Origin of the sequence: Ensifer sp. ENS08, assembly GCF_014852195.1 — a bacterium.
Classification (GTDB): domain Bacteria; phylum Pseudomonadota; class Alphaproteobacteria; order Rhizobiales; family Rhizobiaceae; genus Ensifer; species Ensifer adhaerens.
Genome location: NZ_JACVBF010000004.1, coordinates 56,823 through 75,061 on the forward strand (window position 1 = coordinate 56,823; position 18,239 = coordinate 75,061).

Sequence of the window (18,239 nt, forward strand, 5' to 3'; positions counted from 1 at the left end):
GGTCGCAGCGAAAGGCATTACTCCGCCGCCTCCAGCTTTCCGGAAATCCGGCGCGACTGGCGGGCCTGCTCGTCATAGTCGACCTGCCAGTCCGACGGGCCGTTCGACGGCATCACCTGCACCGCCGTCACCTTGTATTCCGGGCAGTTGGTGGCCCAGTCGGAGAAGTCGGTGGTGATGACGTTTGCCTGCGTCGTCGGGTGGTGGAAGGTGGTGTAGACGACGCCGGGCGCGACGCGATCGGTGATCAGCGAACGCAGGGTCGTCTCCCCGGCGCGGCTTGCGAGCCGGATCCAGTCGCCATCACGGATGCCGCGCTGCTCGGCGTCGTGCGGGTGGATCTCCAGCCGGTCTTCCGCATGCCAGACGACGTTGTCGGTGCGTCGCGTCTGGGCGCCGACATTGTACTGGCTAAGGATGCGGCCGGTCGTCAAAAGCAGCGGGAAGCGCGGGCCGGTGCGTTCATCCGTCGCCACATATTCGGTGCGGATGAACTTGCCTTTGCCACGCACGAAACCGTCGATATGCATGATCGGCGAACCCTCGGGATGCGCCTCGTTGCAGGGCCACTGCACCGAGCCCATCTTTTCGAGATAATCGTAGGAAACCAGCGCGAAGCTCGGCGTCGTCGCGGCGATCTCGTCCATGATCTCGGACGGATGGCGGTAGTTCCAGTTGAGGCCCATGGCCTGGGCGAGCTTCTGCGTGACCTCCCAGTCGGCATAACCGTTCTTCGGCGTCATCACCTTGCGCACGCGGTTAATGCGGCGCTCGGCATTGGTGAAGGTGCCGTCTTTTTCGAGGAAGGTCGAACCGGGCAGGAAGACGTGCGCGTAGTTGGCCGTTTCGTTCAGGAACAGGTCGTGCACGACGACGCATTCCATCGCGGCGAGGCCGGCTGCCACATGCTTGGTGTCCGGGTCGGACTGCAGGATGTCCTCGCCCTGGATGTAGAGCGCCTTGAAGGTGCCGTCGACCGCGGCATCGAGCATGTTGGGGATGCGCAGGCCCGGCTCGTTGGAGATCTCGACGCCCCAGAGCTTCTCGAAGGTCTCGCGGGTGGCATCGTCGGAGATGTGACGGTAGCCCGGCAGCTCGTGCGGGAACGAACCCATGTCGCAGGAACCCTGCACGTTGTTCTGGCCGCGCAACGGGTTCACGCCGACGCCCGGCCGGCCGATATTGCCGGTGACCATGGCGAGGTTGGCGATCGCCATGACCGTCGTCGATCCCTGGCTGTGCTCGGTGACGCCGAGACCGTAATAGATCGCGCCGTTGCCGCCGGTGGCATAGAGCCTGGCCGCGCCCCGCACGAGATCGGCCGGCACGCCGGTATAGGCTTCGGTCGCCTCCGGGCTATGGTAGGGTTCGGCGACGAAGGCGGCCCAATCCTCGTACTCCGACCAGTCGCAGCGCTCGCGGATGAACTGTTCGTTGGCGAGGCCTTCGGTGACGATCACATGGGCGATCGACGTCAAGATCGCGACGTTGGTGCCGGGCTGGAGCGGCAGGTGATAGGCGGCCTCCACATGCGGCGAGCGCACGATGTCGGTGCGGCGCGGATCGATGACGATCAACTGGGCGCCTTCGCGCAGCCGCTTCTTCAGTCGCGAGCCGAAGACCGGATGGCCGTCGGTCGGGTTGGCGCCGATGATGACGGCGACGTCGGTGAACTCGACACTGTCGAAGTTCTGCGTACCGGCCGAGGTCCCGAAGGCCTGGCCGAGGCCGTAGCCGGTCGGCGAATGGCAGACGCGGGCGCAGGTATCGACATTGTTGTTGCCGAAGCCGGCGCGCACCAGCTTCTGCACCAGATAGGTCTCTTCATTGGTGCAGCGCGACGAGGTGATGCCGCCGACGGAATCGCGGCCGTACTGATACTGGATCCGCCGGAACTCGGAGGCCACATGCGCGTAAGCCTCCTCCCAGGTGACCTCGCGCCAGGGATCGGAGATCTTCTCGCGGATCATCGGGTTGAGGATGCGGTCCTTGTGGTTGGAATAGCCGTAAGCGAAGCGGCCCTTGACGCAGGAATGGCCGCGGTTGGCCTGGCCATCCTTCCACGGCACCATACGCACCAGTTCCTCGCCGCGCATTTCCGCCTTGAACGAGCAGCCGACGCCGCAATAGGCGCAGGTCGTCACTTCGGAATGTTCGGGCTGGCCGATCTCGATCACCGACTTTTCGATGAGCGTCGCCGTCGGGCAGGCCTGGACGCAGGCGCCGCAGGAGACGCATTCCGACGACATGAAGTCTTCCGCCATCCCGGCCGAAACGCGGCTGTCGAAACCGCGGCCGCCGATCGTCAGCGCGAAGGTGCCCTGCACTTCCTCGCAGGCGCGCACACAGCGCGAGCAGACGATGCATTTGGCCGGATCGTAGGTGAAATAGGGATTGGACTCGTCCTTCGGCATCCACTTGGCGTTGATCTCGCCATTGTTGCGCGCCGTGACGTGGTTCTCGCCCTCATAGCCGTAGCGCACGTCGCGCAGGCCGACTGCGCCGGCCATGTCCTGCAGCTCGCAATCGCCATTGGCAGCACAGGTCAGACAGTCGAGAGGGTGGTCGGAAATGTAGAGCTCCATCACCCCGCGGCGCACGTCCTTCAGCCGAGGCGTCTGGGTGGAGACCTCGATACCGGCTGCAACCGGCGTCGTGCAGGAGGCCGGCATGCCGGCGCGTCCCTTGATCTCGACGAGACAGAGCCGGCAGGAGCCGAAGGCATCCATCATGTCGGAAGCGCAGAGCTTCGGCACTTCTATGCCGGCATCCATCGCCGCGCGCATGATCGAAGTGCCCTCGGGCACGGTGACCTCGCGTCCGTCGATCGTCAGCGTCACCAGTTTTTCGGACTTGGAGGCCGGAGTGCCGTAGTCGATTTCATGAATGAGAGACATGGTCTTTTCCTCACTCCGCCGCTTGAACGCGCGGTGCCGGCTGAAAATCATCCGGGAAATGGGTCATGGCGCTCATGACCGGATAGGGCGTGAAGCCGCCAAGGGCGCAGAGCGAACCGAACTTCATCGTGTTGCAAAGATCGGCGAGCAGTTCGCGGTTCTTCTCCGGCTCGATGCCGGCGGCGATCCTGTCGGCCACCTCGACACCGCGCGTCGAACCGATGCGGCAGGGCGTGCACTTGCCGCAGCTTTCTACCGCGCAGAATTCCATCGCAAAGCGCGCCTGGTGCAGCATGTCGACGGTGTCGTCGAACACAACGATGCCGGCATGGCCGATGAGGCCGTCACGCGCGGCGAAGGCTTCGTAGTCGAACGGCGTGTCGAACAGCGCCCGCGGGAAGTAGGCGCCGAGCGGACCGCCGACCTGCACGGCCTTGACCGGCCGGCCACTCGCCGTGCCGCCGCCGATGTGATCGATGATCTCGCCGAGCGCCAGGCCGAAGGCGGTTTCGTAGAGACCGGCATGCTTGACGTTGCCGGCGATCTGGATCGGGATCGTGCCGCGCGACCGGCCCATGCCGAAGTCGCGGTAATAGGCGGCGCCCTTGTCCATGATGATGGGGACGGAGGCGAGCGAGATCACGTTGTTGATCACGGTCGGACAGTCGAAGAGGCCTTTGTGCGCGGGAAGCGGCGGCTTGGCCCGCACGATGCCGCGTTTGCCTTCGAGGCTATTGAGCAGCGCCGTTTCCTCGCCGCAGACATAGGCACCTGCGCCCTCGCGCACTTCCATATCGAAGGCCCGACCGGAACCGAGCACCGAGGTGCCGAGCACGCCGGCCTTGCGGGCGATCTCGATCGCCTCAGCCATCGCCGCGATCGCATGCGGGTATTCGGAGCGGGTGTAAATGAAGCCCTTGGTCGCGCCGGTCGCGATGCCGGCGATCGCCATGCCCTCGATCAGCACGAAGGGATCGCCTTCCATGATCATCCGGTCGGCAAAGGTGCCGCTATCGCCCTCGTCGGCGTTGCAGACGATGTACTTCCGATCGCCCGCCGCATCGAGAACGGTCTTCCACTTGATGCCGGTCGGAAAGCCTGCGCCGCCACGGCCGCGAAGGCCGCTTTCGGTCACCTGCGCGACAATGTCCTGCGGCGCCATGGCAATGGCATTGCGCAGACCGGCGAGTCCGCCATGGGCCTGGTAATCGTCGAGCGAAAGCGGATCGATGATGCCGCAGCGGGCAAAGGTCAGCCGCGTCTGCTGCTTCAGGAAGGGGATCTCCTCGGTCTTCCCGAGACAGAGGGCATGATCGCCGCCGTCGAGCAGGGCGGCATCGAGCAGCGAGGAAACGTCACGTGCCTTGACCGGGCCATAGGCAACACGGCCGTCAGCCGTTTCCACCTCGATCAGCGGCTCCAGCCAATGCATGCCGCGCGAACCGTTGCGCACGATCGTGGCGTCGAGGCCGCGTGCGCCGATCGCCTCGGCCATGGCCTTGGCTACCTTGTCGGCGCCGAGCGCCACGGCCGCGGCGTCCCGCGGAATGTAGATCTTTGCGGTCATCGACGCGCCTCCTGAACGAGCGCTTCGAGATCGGCGGCATCGACCCGGGCATGCACCTCTCCGTCCAGCATGGCGGAGGGTGCGCAGGAACAGAGCCCGAGACAGTAGACCGGCTCCAGCGTCACCGCGCCATCCGGGGTCGTCTGGTGAAAATCGATACCGAGCAGCCGCTTCGCGCGCTCAGCCAGCTGGTCGCCGCCCATCGACTGACAGGCTTCGGCGCGACAGAGCTTCAGCACGTGGCGCCCGGCGGGGTGCTCGCGGAAATCATGATAGAAGCTCATCACCCCATAGACTTCGGCGCGCGAGAGGTTGAGTTCGCGGGCAATCACCGGAAGACATTCCTGCGGCACATAGCCGAACTCTTCCTGCAGCTCGTGCAGGATTGGCAGCAAGGGCCCTTCCAGCCGCTTCAGCTCCTCGACGATGGCGAGCGTGGTTTCCGCGATATCGGCGCGCGGCTGATGGATGTTCAACGGGAGCCCTCCCGGCTCATGGGCGAGGCGGCAGCACCCGAAACGGACGACCGGCCCAGCCGACATTTCACTTCTGGCGAAGGCCGTTCCTCGGCGGTCTCCGGCCATGATCAAAAAGCTTCGCGCTTATGGCCGCATGGGTCAATAAGGCTGTTCCGTCGATCGATAGAAAAAATCTATTGAGCCTGATTCCGCTCGCCGAGAATGCGTGCTTCGTGCAGCAAGGCCGACACCAGCGGCGTAAACGGCTCACGATGCGTCGCAACCAGGCCGACCGTGTGACGGGCGTCCGGATCGACGATCGGGATCATCCGGATATCTTCGTGAAAACCGAATGATTTCGCGACGTTGAATGGCATGATGCTGGCCCAGCGGCCGGTGCGCACATGCGAAAAAAGCACGATCATCGAGTTCGATTCGAGCGTCGGTTTGGCGACGGCACCGGCCTCCGAAAAATGCTGGTTGATGATGCGGCGGTTCTGCATATCGGCCGTCAATAGACAAAGCCGAACGTCGCTAACCTCTTTCCACGTCACGCTTTCCCGCTCCGAAAGCGGTGTTCCGGCGGCGGTGACGAGGTGATAGCGCTCGACCTGGAGCGGAACGCTCGTCACCCGGCCGAGCGGCTCGTTCTCCAGATAGGTGAGCCCCGCATCGATCTCGAGATTTTCGAGCAGCGCCAGGATCTGCACCGATGTCGTCGAGAGCACGGAAAAGGTGACATCAGGGTGCTTTTCCTGGAATGGCGCGGTGATCATCGGCACCATGGCAAGTGTCGTCGGCACCGCGGCCAGCCGGATATGGCCGGAAAGACCCTTGCGCGCCGCCCGCATCTCCTCACGCATGGTGCGGGTATCGCCGACGATGCGCCGCGCCCATTCGAGTACGCGCTGGCCCTCGGGCGTTAGGCCCTGAAAGCGCGACCCACGGCTGACGAGCATGACGCCGAGCTGATCCTCAAGTTGGCGGATGGCCGCCGACAGCGTCGGTTGCGTCACCCCACACTCCTCCGCCGCGCGACCAAAATGCCTTTCGCGGGCGAGAACGAGGAACATTTCCAGCTTGTCGATCATGTCCGGCCTTCAGTTATTGTGGCTCTGCCCCTCACCCTCTCCCGCTTGCGGGACGTGGCGCTTCGCGAGGTCGCCCCTTCATGATGCGGGCCCCGAATGGAGTGGGGGACGCGAGCGGGCGCCGCAGCCTTCCTTCTCCCCGCAAGCGAGGAGAAGGTGCCGGTAGGCGGATGAGGGGTAGCCGACTTCATCTACCGCTCAAACGATCAGCTGCCCGCCATTCACCTCCAGCACCTGCCCGGTGATGTAGCCCGACAGCGCATGCGAGGCGAGGAAGAGATAGGCGGGCGCGCAGTCTTCCGCCGTCCCGAGCCGACCAAGCGGAATAGTCTTGCGGGTCGCCTCCAGCTTCTCCGGCGATGAGTAGCGCTCGTGGAATTCGGTGGTGATCGTCCCCGGCGAAACGCAGTTGACACGGATGCCATCGGGCGCGAGTTCCCGCGCCAAGGCCTTGGAATAGGTGGAAACGAACGCCTTCGTCGCCGAATAGATCGACGATCCGGCGCTGCCGCCGGTAACCGCAGAGATCGAGACGGTGTTGACGATCGCCGGATGCGTACCCTTGCGCAACAGCGGCAGCATCGCCCGCGTCATCTCGACGACCGCGGTCTGGTTGAGCTGGACGACGGTCTGGTACTGCTCGTCGGACAGCTCTGCCGCCGGGAAGCGGCCGACCATCGTGCCGGCATTGTTGATGAGGATATCGATGCTCTCGAAGCGGCTGCGCACCACGTCGGCCAGCCCCTCGACACCATCCGGCGCGAGAAAATCCGCCGTCGCCACATAGGCCCGGCCTTCCGTCGCCGCAGATTCGAGAAAATCGGGCAGGTCGCCGATCGACCGGCCGGCATGGACGAGTACATGCGCGCCACAATCCAGGAACTGCCGGGCAACCTCGAGCCCGATGCCGCGCCCGGCACCGGTGATCACGACGGTCATGCCCTTGAACAAGGCCGGATGAAACATGTCTTTCCCCTCTTCACTCCTAAGGCAGGGTCGCTTATCGCCGTAGCGAATGCAACGCGCGCCGACACCCTGGACCCGCTGCGAAAGCGATTTCGCCGCAAACGCCGATTCTGAAATTGCGCGGCTTTCGTTTTTGCATATTATGAAACAAAACGAAAATGGGGAGGATGGAATGTATTTGACCGGTCGGCAGGAGGAGATCCTGGAACTGGCAAAAAGCGAGGGCCGGGTACTGGTCGAGGAGCTGGCGCAGCGCTTTTCCGTCACGCCGCAAACCATCCGAAAGGACCTGAACGACCTCTGCGACGCCAAGATCCTGAACCGCATTCATGGCGGCGCGATCTTCCCGAGCGGCAAGGAAAACGTCAAATACGACGCCCGCCGCCAGATCGCGGCACCGGAGAAACAGGCGATCGGCAAGGCCGCCGCCGAACTCATCCCCGACAACGCGTCGCTGTTCATCAATATCGGCACCACCACCGAAGCTGTGGGCGAGGCCCTGCTCGACCACAAGGAACTGATGGTCATCACCAACAACATCAATGTCGCCAATCGCTTACGCGTTTTCCCCTCGATCGAGGTGGTGATCACCGGCGGCGTCGTGCGCGGCTCGGACGGCGGCATCGTCGGCGAGGCCGCCGTCGATTTCATCAAGCAGTTCAAGGTCGACTTCGCCGTCATCGGCGCCTCGGCGATCGACCATGACGGCGCGCTGCTGGATTTCGATTTTCGCGAAGTGAAAGTCGCCCAGGCGATCATCGCCAATGCGCGCCATGTCATTCTGGTTTCCGACTCGACCAAATTCGAAAGAACCGCGCCTGTTCGCATCGGCCATATATCGCAGGTTCAGACCTTCATCACCGACCGCTGTACGCTCGAAAACGTCAGGAAAATCTGTGTTGAACAGGACGTTCGCCTGATCGAAACCGACGCCTGAAACGGGAGATTTAGCCACCCCTAAAGATTCGGGGAGCATTCGTTTGACATTCGATATGTTTTCGTTTTAACTGATTTCACTTTCGCTGATGCATCAATTTGTGCATCGCGAAATGTGGAGGGGAAACAGCAGTGTCAGAGCAGGCAATCTACGACGTCTTCGTCATCGGCGGCGGCATCAACGGATGCGGCATCGCGCGCGACGCGGTCGGCCGTGGGTACTCGGTCGCCTTGGCCGAAATGAACGATTTCGCTTCCGGCACGTCCTCCGGCTCCACCAAGCTCATTCACGGCGGCCTGCGCTACCTCGAACATTACGAATTTCGCCTCGTGCGCGAAGCGCTGATGGAGCGCGAGGTGCTGTGGGCGATGGCGCCGCACGTCATCTGGCCGATGCGCTTCGTGCTGCCCTATCACAAGGGCGGCCTGCGCCCGGCCTGGCTCATCCGCCTCGGCCTCTTCCTTTACGACCATATCGGCGGCCGCAAGCTGTTGCCGGCAACGGCGACGCTGGACATGAACCGCGATCCCGCCGGCAAACCGCTGAAGCGCCTGTTCAACAAGGCCTTCGAATATTCCGACGGCTGGGTCAACGACGCCCGCCTCGTGGTCTTGAATGCCCGCGACGCTGCCGACCGCGGCGCCGTCATCATGGCCCGTACCCGCGTCGTCGCCGCACGTCGCGACGGTGGGCTCTGGACCATCGAAACCGAGAACCAGGCAACCGGCGAACGCAAGACGCTCAAGGCCCGCATGCTCATCAATGCCGCCGGCCCCTGGGTCGACGCGGTTCTCTCGGGCGCGCTCGGCAAGAACGACGTGCACAATGTCCGCCTCGTTCAGGGCAGCCACATCGTCGTGAAGAAGAAGTTCGACGATCCGCGCGCCTATTTCTTCCAGAACCCGGATGGCCGCATCATGTTCGCCATCCCTTACGAAGAAGACTTCACGCTGATCGGTACCACCGACCGCGACTACACCGGTAATCCGGGCGAGGTGCGCATCAGCGACGCGGAGGTCGACTATCTCTGCCGGGCAGCAAGCGAGTATTTCCTTGAGCCGGTGGAAAAGGACGACATCGTCTGGACCTATTCGGCCGTTCGCCCGCTTTACGACGACGGCGCCAGCAAGGCGCAGGAAGCGACGCGCGACTACGTGCTGCGGGTCGAGGGTGACAAGGGTGCGGCACCACTGCTCAACGTCTTCGGCGGCAAGCTCACGACCTATCGCCGCCTCGGCGAATCCGCGCTGGAAAAGATCGGCGAGGCGATCGGCGTCAAGGGTTCGAAATGGACCGCCGGCTCCAGGCTTCCGGGCGGCGATTTTCCCGCCCAGGGTTATGCCGACGAAGTCGCAAGACTGCGGAAGCAATATCCCTTCCTTGCGCCCCAGCATGCGCGTCGCCTCGTGCGCCTCTATGGCACGCGCGCCGCAGCACTTCTGGGTTCGGCGTCGAACGAGGCCGGTCTCGGCCACCATTTCGGCGCCGATCTCTACGAGGCCGAGGTCAAGTGGCTGATGACGCAGGAATGGGCGCGGCACGCCGAGGACGTGCTGTGGCGGCGCACGAAACTGGGATTGAAGCTGACGCCGGGCGAGGCGGCAGCGCTGGAGGAATACATGCGAGGCGCGGCCAACGCAGCCGCCTGACAACGCTCGCATTCAATGCATTTCCAACACGGGCGCGCGCGCCCGGAAATGCAGAAAACCGATGAGATAGAGCGTTTCCGCGCTAGGGTGGAAAACGCTCGGACTGCCGACAGGCTGGGTGGAGAATTCAATGCTTGAAATGAAGAAGATATCCAAGGTCGTAGGCGGGGAGACGCATATCTACCCGACCGACCTGGTGCTGGAGAGGGGGTCGCTGAACGTTCTGCTCGGCCCGACCCTTTCCGGCAAGACGTCGCTGATGCGGCTGATGGCCGGTCTCGACAAGCCCGCCTCCGGTTCGCTCCTTTTCGACGGCGCCGACGTCACCGGCCTGCCGGTGCAGAAGCGTTCGGTCGCCATGGTCTACCAGCAGTTCATCAACTATCCGGCGATGACCGTTTACGAAAACATCGCCTCACCGATGCGCATCAGCGGCGCCGACACCGCCACCATCGACCGCGAGGTGCGCAAGGCGGCCGATCTGCTGAAGCTGACGCCTTATCTCGACCGCACGCCCTTGAACCTCTCAGGTGGCCAGCAGCAGCGCACGGCACTTGCCCGCGCCATCGTCAAGAACGCCGATCTGGTGCTGCTCGACGAGCCACTCGCCAACCTCGACTACAAGCTGCGCGAGGAACTGCGCGAGGAACTGCCGAAGATCTTCGCCGCCTCCGGCGCCATCTTCGTCTATGCGACGACCGAGCCTTCGGAAGCGCTGCTGCTCGGCGGCAACACCGCAGCCCTCAGCCAGGGCCGCATCACCCAGTTCGACAAGACAATCGACGTCTATCGCCGCCCGGTCGACCTGATCACCGCCCGCACCTTCGCCGATCCGCCGCTGAACTGCATCGAGCTGGTCAAATCAGGCTCGGCCTTCACGCTCGACGGCAAGTCTGTGCTCACCGTCCCGGCACATCTGGCTGGCATTGGCGACGGTCCCTGCACCGTCGCCTTCCAGCCGCATCACCTGTCGTTTGACCGCCCGCAGGGCGGCGGCGATGCGCTGACGGTGAAGACGGCGATCTCCGAAATTGCCGGCTCCGAAAGCTTCATTCACGTCGGTTTTGCCAATGCGCGCTGGGTGATGCTGGCGCCGGGCATTCACGACATCGAACCCGACGCAACCCTCGAGGTCTTCGTCGATACCCGCCATCTCATGGCCTTCGGGCCGGACGGACGCGCCATCGGCGGCACGGCCTAAAGGAGGCGCTGGGAGGAAAACATGGCACGCATCAATCTCAACCATATCCGCCACGCCTATGGCGCCAAGCCGAAGTCGGAAAACGACTACGCGCTGAAGGAAGTGCACCACGAGTGGAACGACGGCGGCGCCTATGCGCTGCTCGGGCCCTCCGGCTGCGGCAAGACCACGCTGCTCAACATTATCTCTGGCCTGATCAACCCGTCCGAAGGCGAGATCCTCTTCGACGGCAAGGACGTGACGCATCTGTCGACCCAGGAACGCAACATCGCCCAGGTGTTCCAGTTCCCGGTCATCTACGACACGATGACGGTTTACGATAATCTGGCCTTCCCCTTGCGCAACCGGCATGTGCCGGAGGCCGAGGTCGACCGCCGCGTCAAGGAAACGATCGAGATGATCGGCCTTGGCGGCTGGGCGAAGAAGACGGCTCGGGGCCTCACCGCCGACCAGAAGCAGAAGATCTCGCTCGGCCGCGGCCTCGTGCGCAACGACGTCAGCGCGATCCTCTTCGACGAACCGCTGACGGTCATCGATCCGGAAATGAAGTGGGTGCTGCGCTCACAGATCAAGCGCCTGCACAAGCAGTTCGGCTTCACCATGGTCTACGTCACCCACGACCAGACCGAGGCGCTGACCTTCGCCGACAAGGTCGTCGTCATGTATGACGGCCAGATCGTGCAGATCGGCACGCCGGCGGAACTCTTCGAGCGCCCGCGCCACACCTTTGTCGGCTACTTCATCGGCTCGCCGGGCATGAACGTGCTGCCGGTCAAGCTCGACGGCGGCACCGCGACGATCGGCGGCGAGCAGTTGGGCCTCACCTTCCAGCCCAAGGTCAAGGCCGGCGCCAAGACCGAGCTCGGCATCCGCCCGGAATTCGTCTCGCTCGGTCGCGAAGGCATGCCGGTCGCGATCACCAAGGTCGAGGATATCGGCCGCCACAAGATCGTGCGCGCCCGTTTTGCCGACCAGCCGATCTCGATCATCGTCGACGAGGACGGCGAGATCCCCGCCGAGCCGCGCGTCACCTTCGATCCGAAAGCCATCAACATCTACGCCGATTCCTGGCGCGTCGGCGAGGAGGCCTGACCATGGAGAAAACCTGGAACAACAAGGCCTGGTTCATGGTGCTGCCGGTCCTCGTGCTGGTCGCCTTCTCGGCCGTCATCCCGCTGATGACCGTCGTCAACTATTCGGTCCAGGACACCTTCGGCAACAACCAGTTTTTCTGGGCCGGCACCGACTGGTACGTGCAGGTGCTGACGTCGGACCGCTTCTGGGACGCGCTCAGCCGCAACCTGATCTTTTCGGCGATCATCCTGGCAATCGAAATCCCGCTCGGCATCATCATCGCGCTCAACATGCCGAAGAAGGGTCTCGGCGTGCCGGTCTGCCTCGTCCTGATGGCGCTGCCGCTCTTGATCCCGTGGAACGTCGTCGGCACCATCTGGCAGGTCTTCGGCCGCGTCGACATCGGCCTGCTCGGCCGCACGCTCGAAGCGATCGGCATCAACTACAATTACGTGCAGAACCCCGTTGCCGCCTGGGTCACGCTGATCGTCATGGACGTCTGGCACTGGACGAGCCTCGTCGTCCTGCTCTGCTATGCCGGCCTCGTCTCGATCCCCGACGCCTATTACCAGGCGGCCAAGATCGACGGCGCCTCGCGCTGGTCGGTGTTCCGCTACATCCAGCTGCCGAAGATGAAGCGCGTGCTTTTGATCGCCTTCCTGCTGCGGTTCATGGATAGCTTCATGATCTATACCGAGCCCTTCGTCGTTACCGGCGGCGGTCCCGGCAACTCGACAACCTTCCTGTCCATCGACCTCGTCAAGACGGCCATCGGCCAGTTCGACCTCGGTCCGGCGGCAGCGCTATCGATCATCTACTTCCTCATCATCCTGCTGCTCTCGTGGATCTTCTACACCGTGATGACCACGAGCGACGCGCAGGGCTGACAAAGGCGGGAGGAGAAACAAAATGCAAAAACAACCACTTACCGAACGCCTCTCCTGGCTGGTGCCGACGGTCTACATCGTCTTCCTGCTCCTGCCGATCTATTGGCTCGTCAACATGAGCTTCAAGGAAACGAGCGAGATCCTGAGCACCTTCTCGCTCTGGCCGGTCAATCCGACGCTCCGGAACTACCAGGTGATCTTCACCGATCCCTCCTGGTACAACGGCTACATCAACTCGATCATCTACGTCGTGATGAACACGGTGATCTCGGTGACGGCAGCGCTGCCGGCGGCCTACGCCTTCTCGCGCTACCGCTTCCTCGGCGACAAGCACCTGTTCTTCTGGCTCTTGACCAACCGCATGGCGCCGCCGGCCGTCTTCGCGCTGCCCTTCTTCCAGCTCTATTCGGCCTTCGGCCTGATCGACACGCACATCGCGGTTGCCCTTGCGCACTGCCTGTTCAACGTGCCGCTCGCGGTCTGGATCCTGGAAGGCTTCATGTCGGGCGTGCCGAAGGAAATCGACGAGACCGCCTATATCGACGGTTACTCGTTCCCGCGCTTCTTCGTGAAGATCTTCATGCCGCTGATCGCCTCCGGCATCGGTGTCGCTGCGTTCTTCTGCTTCATGTTCTCCTGGGTCGAACTGCTGCTTGCCCGCACGCTGACGACCACGGACGCCAAGCCGATCGCCGCCACCATGACCCGCACGGTCTCCGCCTCCGGTCTCGACTGGGGCGTGCTCGCCGCTGCCGGCGTGCTCACCATCATTCCGGGCGCACTCGTGATCTATTTCGTTCGCAACTACATCGCCAAGGGCTTTGCCCTGGGGAGGGTATGATGACCGCTCAACCCGTTCGCAACGCCCGCTGGCAACTGCCGTTTGCCGCCGTTCTCGTCGTCTACGCCGCCGTTGCCGGGCTGCTCTTCAGCATGCTGCCCATCAAGGACGGCGCGCGCGACTGGTTCGCGCCGCTCATCCCCGGTGGCTGGATGGCCTGGTCGTTTCCGTCGGCCATGTTCTTCCTCACCATCTTCGCGCTGCTGTCGATGATGGCGGTCTGGGAATATGCCTCGCCCGGTGGCAACCCGCGCGTCGGCATCCTGCGCTTCGAGACGACACGGGGCGATCGCCTCTTCGTGTCACTGCTCGGCAGCGCCTTCATTCACCTCGCATGGCTCGGCTTCGTCGGCGGGCAGAACCTGTGGTGGGCGCTCGCGCTCTCCCTGGTCTATGCCGTCGGCGTCTTCCGCTACGTCTGAGGCGAACCGATTTGAGGGGCCGCCAGACGGGCGGCCCCTCGAAAGATAAAGAACCGCATTCGCAAACCTAAGGGAGGGAATTATGCGACGGCATCTTTTGACTACGACGGCAGCTATGCTGCTGGCTTTCACCGGCAGCGCTTTTGCCGGCATGGACGAAGCCAAGAAATTCCTCGACAGCGAGATCGGCGACATGTCCTCGCTCGACCGCGCCGGCCAGGAAGCCGAAATGCAATGGTTCGTCGATGCGGCGAAGCCCTTTGCCGGCATGGAAATCAAGGTCGTTTCCGAAACGATCACCACCCATGAATACGAATCGAAGACCCTGGCCAAGGCCTTCTCCGACATCACCGGCATCAAGATCACCCACGACCTGATCGGCGAAGGCGACGTCGTCGAAAAGCTGCAGACTCAGATGCAGTCGGGCGAAAACGTTTATGACGCCTACATCAACGACTCGGATCTGATCGGTACCCATTGGCGCTACCAGCAGGCCCGCAGCCTGACCGACTTCATGGCCAATGAAGGCAAGGACGTCACCAACCCGAACCTCGACATCGACGACTTCATCGGCAAGTCCTTCACGACAGCACCGGACGGCAAGCTCTACCAGCTTCCCGACCAGCAGTTCGCGAACCTCTACTGGTTCCGCTACGACTGGTTCAACGACGAGAAGAACAAGGCGGACTTCAAGGCGAAGTACGGCTACGACCTCGGCGTTCCGGTCAACTGGTCGGCCTATGAGGATATCGCCGAGTTCTTCACCGGTCGCGAAGTCGATGGCAAGAAAGTCTATGGCCACATGGACTACGGCAAGAAGGACCCGTCGCTCGGCTGGCGCTTCACCGACGCCTGGCTGTCGATGGCCGGCAACGGCGACAAGGGCATCCCGAACGGCAAGCCGGTCGACGAGTGGGGCATCAAGGTCGACGAAAACTCGCGCCCGGTCGGCTCCTGCGTTGCCCGCGGTGGCGACACCAACGGCCCGGCCGCTGTCTACTCCATCCAGAAGTATCTCGACTGGATGAAGGCCTACGCACCGGCAGCTGCGCAGGGCATGACCTTCTCGGAATCCGGCCCGGTTCCGTCGCAGGGCGAAGTCGCCCAGCAGATGTTCACCTACACGGCGTTCACCGCCGACTTCGTCAAGCCGGGCCTGCCCGTCGTCAACGAGGACGGCACGCCGAAGTGGCGTTTTGCTCCGAGCCCGCATGGCGTCTACTGGAAGGACGGCATGAAGCTCGGTTACCAGGACGCCGGTTCCTGGACGCTTTTGAAGTCCACGCCTGACGACCGCGCCAAGGCCGCCTGGCTCTATGCGCAGTTCGTCACCTCGAAGACCGTCGACGTGAAGAAGAGCCATGTCGGCCTCACCTTCATCCGCCAGTCGACGCTCGACCACAAGAGCTTCACGGACCGCGCTCCGAAGCTCGGCGGTCTGATCGAGTTCTACCGTTCGCCGGCCCGCCTGCAGTGGTCGCCGACCGGCACGAACGTTCCTGACTATCCGAAGCTGGCTCAGCTTTGGTGGCAGGCGATCGGCGATGCATCCTCGGGTGCCAAGACCGCTCAGGAAGCCATGGACTCGCTGTGCGCCGAGCAGGAGAAGGTTCTCTCCCGTCTCGAACGCTCGGGCGTTCAGGGCGACATCGGTCCGAAGCTCGCCGAAGAGCACGATCTCGAGTACTGGAACAAGGATGCCGTTTCCAAGGGCAACCTCGCTCCGCAGCTGAAGATCGAGAACGAGAAGGAAAAGCCGCAGACCGTCAACTACGACGATCTGGTCAAGAGCTGGCAGAAGTAAGAAACCAACGGCCGCCTGCAAAACGGGCGGCCCTCATCTCCTCGGGAGATGCGGCACCGGGGTCGGCAACGGCCCCGGTATTTCTTTGCCCATAGGCGTGAAAGGACCTTTCGCGCCTACATGTGGGCAAGCCGCAAGCGTCCGGATTTCTCGGATCGTTGCTTGTCGAAGATGGCCCTGACCGCCTGCGTCGAGCCATCATCCATCCGCACGCTCATATCCATGTGGAGATGCTCATCGACGATCGTGATGCGGATGTCGAACGGCTTGCCGCGATAGCGGCCGGCGCCGTCCTCGTTCCAGCGCCCGATGCCCGCGGCACTCGAACCGCCGCCGACGCGCCCGAGATGGGTCACCGCGAACCATCCATCCCTCCCCGTCACCTTCAGCACGGGGCCGTTCCGCCGGATCTCGACCGAGCAGCTCTCGCAGTCACCGGCGCCGGACGTGACCTGCTGCCATTGCCCCTGGAAGTTGACGCCGCTCGCCCCGGCGATCGCCGGCCAGAGAACGATCAGCAGCACGAAAAGTGCACGGCAGGGAGACGAAAAGGCCACTCTGCAAGATTTCATCGACATGATCCCCAACGAACCGCGGCGGAGCCTTCGCACCCGGCGCGACGAACCATCGTCGCTTCGCATTGCAGCAACGTTGCATCGTTGCTAGGATCAAGCTGTTCTTTGGCGCGCCTTGAGGCTTTCTTCGGCAATACCTGCCCGGTCGGAGCCGTTCGACGGGCAAATCCGAACCTTTCCCGCCCCGATCACCCCTCGACAATTTCCCCCGAAATCCGGAAAGTGTTTTCGTTCCGGCGATACTTGCGACATTCTGTCTCGACAACCGAAGATAGCGGTTCCCCTGTTGGAGGACGGGGGGCCGGACTGGTCGATGTAATGGGAGGAGGAACCATGAGCGACGTTTCCAGCATACACCCGGTGGACGAGAGGCTGCCCGTGGGCAGACTTGCGACCCTCGGGTTGCAGCATGTCCTTGTCATGTATGGCGGCGCCGTCGCGGTGCCCCTGATCGTCGGCCGCGCCTTGCAGCTCAGCCCCCAGGACGTCGCTTTCCTGATTTCCGCCGATCTTTTCGTTTGCGGCCTCGTCACCATCATCCAGTCGCTTGGCCTCGGCCGCAGCATCGGCATCCGGCTTCCGGTCATGATGGGCGTTACTTTCGCCTCGGTCGGCCCGATGGTCTCGATGGCGGCGATGACACCCGGGCAAGAGGGTGCCCGGATGATCTTCGGCGCCATCATCGGCGCCGGCCTCGTCGCGCTCCTGCTCGCGCCGGTCATGGGCCGGCTTCTGAGGTTCTTTCCCCCTGTCGTCACCGGCACGATCATTCTCGTCATCGGCGTTTCGCTGATGCGCGTCGGCGTGAACTGGATCTTCGGCAATCCCTTCGGTCCGACTGCACCCAAGATCGTCGATCCGAGCCATGCGGAATGGCTGGCGGAGCTCAAGAAGGCCGCGGCCACCGGAGGCCCGGCGGTACCGGACGGCCTGGTGCTTGGCGCCAGCGTGCCGAACCCGCTCTACGCCGAGCCGAGCCACATCGCGCTGGCCGGCTTCGTGCTTCTCTCCATTCTCGTGATCGCCCGCTTCGGCCGCGGACTGATCAGCAACATCGCGGTGCTGACCGGCGTCGTCGTCGGCTGCGTCGTCGCCGCAGCACTCGGCATGATGCATTTCGACCGGGTGGCCGATGCCGGCTGGTTTGCCGTGGTCACGCCGCTGCGCTTCGGCATGCCGATCTTCGATCCGGTGCTGATCGCCACCATGTCGCTGGTGATGATCGTCGTGATGATCGAATCGACCGGCATGTTCCTGGCACTCGGCGAAATCACCAATCGCGAAGTCTCGCGGCAGCAGTTGACGGCGGGGCTCAGGGTCGATGGCCTCGGCACCATGATCGGCGGCCTGTTCAACACCTTCCCCTACACGAGCTTCTCGCAGAATGTCGGGCTTGTCGGCGTCACCGGCGTCAAGAGCCGCTACGTCTGCGTGATGGGGGGCGTCATCATGATCGCGCTCGGCCTCATCCCGAAGATGGGCGCACTGGTCGAAGCGGTTCCGACCTTCGTGCTCGGCGGCGCCGGCCTTGTGATGTTCGGCATGGTCGCTGCGACCGGCGTGCGCATCCTGTCGACCGTCGATTTCAAGTCTTCGCGCAACAACCTGTTCGTGGTCGCCGTCTCGATCGGCTTCGGCTTGATTCCGCTGATCGCGCCGAACTTCCTGATCTGGCTGCCGCATGCGATCCACCCGATCATCGAGTCCGGCATCGTGCTTGCCTCGATCTCGGCCGTCGTGCTCAACGCCTTCTTCAATGGCCTCAGCTTCGAAAGCACAGCCAGCGTCAACGCGGCCAAACTCGCCGACAGCCATTGAGCCACCCGCAATCACGGAACCCCGGCTTTCCCACGAAAGCCGGGGTTTCGCC

General features: G+C 63.3%; 15 protein-coding genes. 9 read left to right on the forward strand and 6 right to left on the reverse strand.

Going from position 1 to position 18,239, the window contains the following annotated elements; genetic code table 11:
- Positions 1-17 precede the first annotated feature (17 nt).
- The 5 genes from fdhF to IB272_RS12310 form a co-directional block, all read right to left on the reverse strand.
- Positions 18-2,897, reverse strand: a complete 2,880-nt coding sequence (fdhF, locus tag IB272_RS12290) for a formate dehydrogenase subunit alpha (RefSeq protein WP_060586411.1) — start codon at positions 2,895-2,897, stop codon at positions 18-20.
- Positions 2,898-2,907: 10 nt separating this feature from the next.
- Positions 2,908-4,464, reverse strand: coding sequence for an NADH-quinone oxidoreductase subunit NuoF (locus IB272_RS12295; RefSeq protein WP_060586413.1), 1,557 nt, complete (start codon positions 4,462-4,464; stop codon positions 2,908-2,910).
- Complete coding sequence (locus tag IB272_RS12300) at positions 4,461-4,940, reverse strand: formate dehydrogenase subunit gamma (RefSeq protein ID WP_060586415.1); 480 nt, start codon at positions 4,938-4,940, stop codon at positions 4,461-4,463. The genes IB272_RS12295 and IB272_RS12300 overlap by 4 nt, the downstream gene beginning before the upstream one ends.
- 176 nt (positions 4,941-5,116) lie before the next feature.
- The gene (locus IB272_RS12305) at positions 5,117-6,013 is read right to left on the reverse strand and encodes a LysR family transcriptional regulator (RefSeq protein WP_060521374.1); all 897 of its coding nucleotides are present in this window, start codon (positions 6,011-6,013) and stop codon (positions 5,117-5,119) included.
- Positions 6,014-6,211: 198 nt separating this feature from the next.
- Positions 6,212-6,979: an SDR family oxidoreductase gene (locus IB272_RS12310; protein ID WP_034802437.1), complete on the reverse strand. Its 768-nt coding sequence runs from the start codon at positions 6,977-6,979 to the stop codon at positions 6,212-6,214.
- A 172-nt stretch (positions 6,980-7,151) separates the two neighbouring features.
- Here IB272_RS12310 and IB272_RS12315 point away from each other — a divergent pair, with 172 nt between their 5' ends.
- From IB272_RS12315 to IB272_RS12350, 8 genes are all read left to right on the forward strand, one after another.
- On the forward strand, positions 7,152-7,916 hold the full coding sequence (locus IB272_RS12315; protein WP_034802440.1) for a DeoR/GlpR family DNA-binding transcription regulator: 765 nt from the start codon (positions 7,152-7,154) through the stop codon (positions 7,914-7,916).
- A 131-nt stretch (positions 7,917-8,047) separates the two neighbouring features.
- The gene (gene glpD / locus IB272_RS12320) at positions 8,048-9,565 is read left to right on the forward strand and encodes a glycerol-3-phosphate dehydrogenase (RefSeq protein ID WP_060586417.1); all 1,518 of its coding nucleotides are present in this window, start codon (positions 8,048-8,050) and stop codon (positions 9,563-9,565) included.
- Positions 9,566-9,695: 130 nt separating this feature from the next.
- Positions 9,696-10,766: an ABC transporter ATP-binding protein gene (locus tag IB272_RS12325; RefSeq protein WP_060521377.1), complete on the forward strand. Its 1,071-nt coding sequence runs from the start codon at positions 9,696-9,698 to the stop codon at positions 10,764-10,766.
- A 21-nt stretch (positions 10,767-10,787) separates the two neighbouring features.
- Positions 10,788-11,858, forward strand: a complete 1,071-nt coding sequence (locus IB272_RS12330; protein WP_034802449.1) for an ABC transporter ATP-binding protein — start codon at positions 10,788-10,790, stop codon at positions 11,856-11,858.
- Positions 11,859-11,860: 2 nt separating this feature from the next.
- Positions 11,861-12,727: a sugar ABC transporter permease gene (locus IB272_RS12335; RefSeq protein WP_034802451.1), complete on the forward strand. Its 867-nt coding sequence runs from the start codon at positions 11,861-11,863 to the stop codon at positions 12,725-12,727.
- Between the two features lie 22 nt (positions 12,728-12,749).
- Positions 12,750-13,568 carry a carbohydrate ABC transporter permease gene (locus IB272_RS12340; RefSeq protein ID WP_034802454.1) on the forward strand — a complete coding sequence of 273 codons (819 nt, stop codon included), beginning with the start codon at positions 12,750-12,752 and terminating at the stop codon, positions 13,566-13,568.
- The gene (locus IB272_RS12345; protein WP_034802456.1) at positions 13,568-13,990 is read left to right on the forward strand and encodes a DUF2160 domain-containing protein; all 423 of its coding nucleotides are present in this window, start codon (positions 13,568-13,570) and stop codon (positions 13,988-13,990) included. Before IB272_RS12340 ends, IB272_RS12345 begins: the two co-directional genes overlap by 1 nt.
- A gap of 82 nt (positions 13,991-14,072) precedes the next feature.
- Positions 14,073-15,794 (forward strand): ABC transporter substrate-binding protein, encoded by a 1,722-nt coding sequence (locus IB272_RS12350; RefSeq protein WP_034802459.1) that lies wholly within the window; start codon positions 14,073-14,075, stop codon positions 15,792-15,794.
- Positions 15,795-15,910: 116 nt separating this feature from the next.
- Here IB272_RS12350 and IB272_RS12355 read toward each other — a convergent pair whose 3' ends face one another.
- The gene (locus IB272_RS12355) at positions 15,911-16,366 is read right to left on the reverse strand and encodes a hypothetical protein (protein WP_162733037.1); all 456 of its coding nucleotides are present in this window, start codon (positions 16,364-16,366) and stop codon (positions 15,911-15,913) included.
- 336 nt (positions 16,367-16,702) lie between these two features.
- On the opposite strand from IB272_RS12355, the gene IB272_RS12360 reads away from it, so the two are divergent.
- On the forward strand, positions 16,703-18,187 hold the full coding sequence (locus IB272_RS12360; RefSeq protein ID WP_060586422.1) for a nucleobase:cation symporter-2 family protein: 1,485 nt from the start codon (positions 16,703-16,705) through the stop codon (positions 18,185-18,187).
- Positions 18,188-18,239 lie beyond the last annotated feature (52 nt).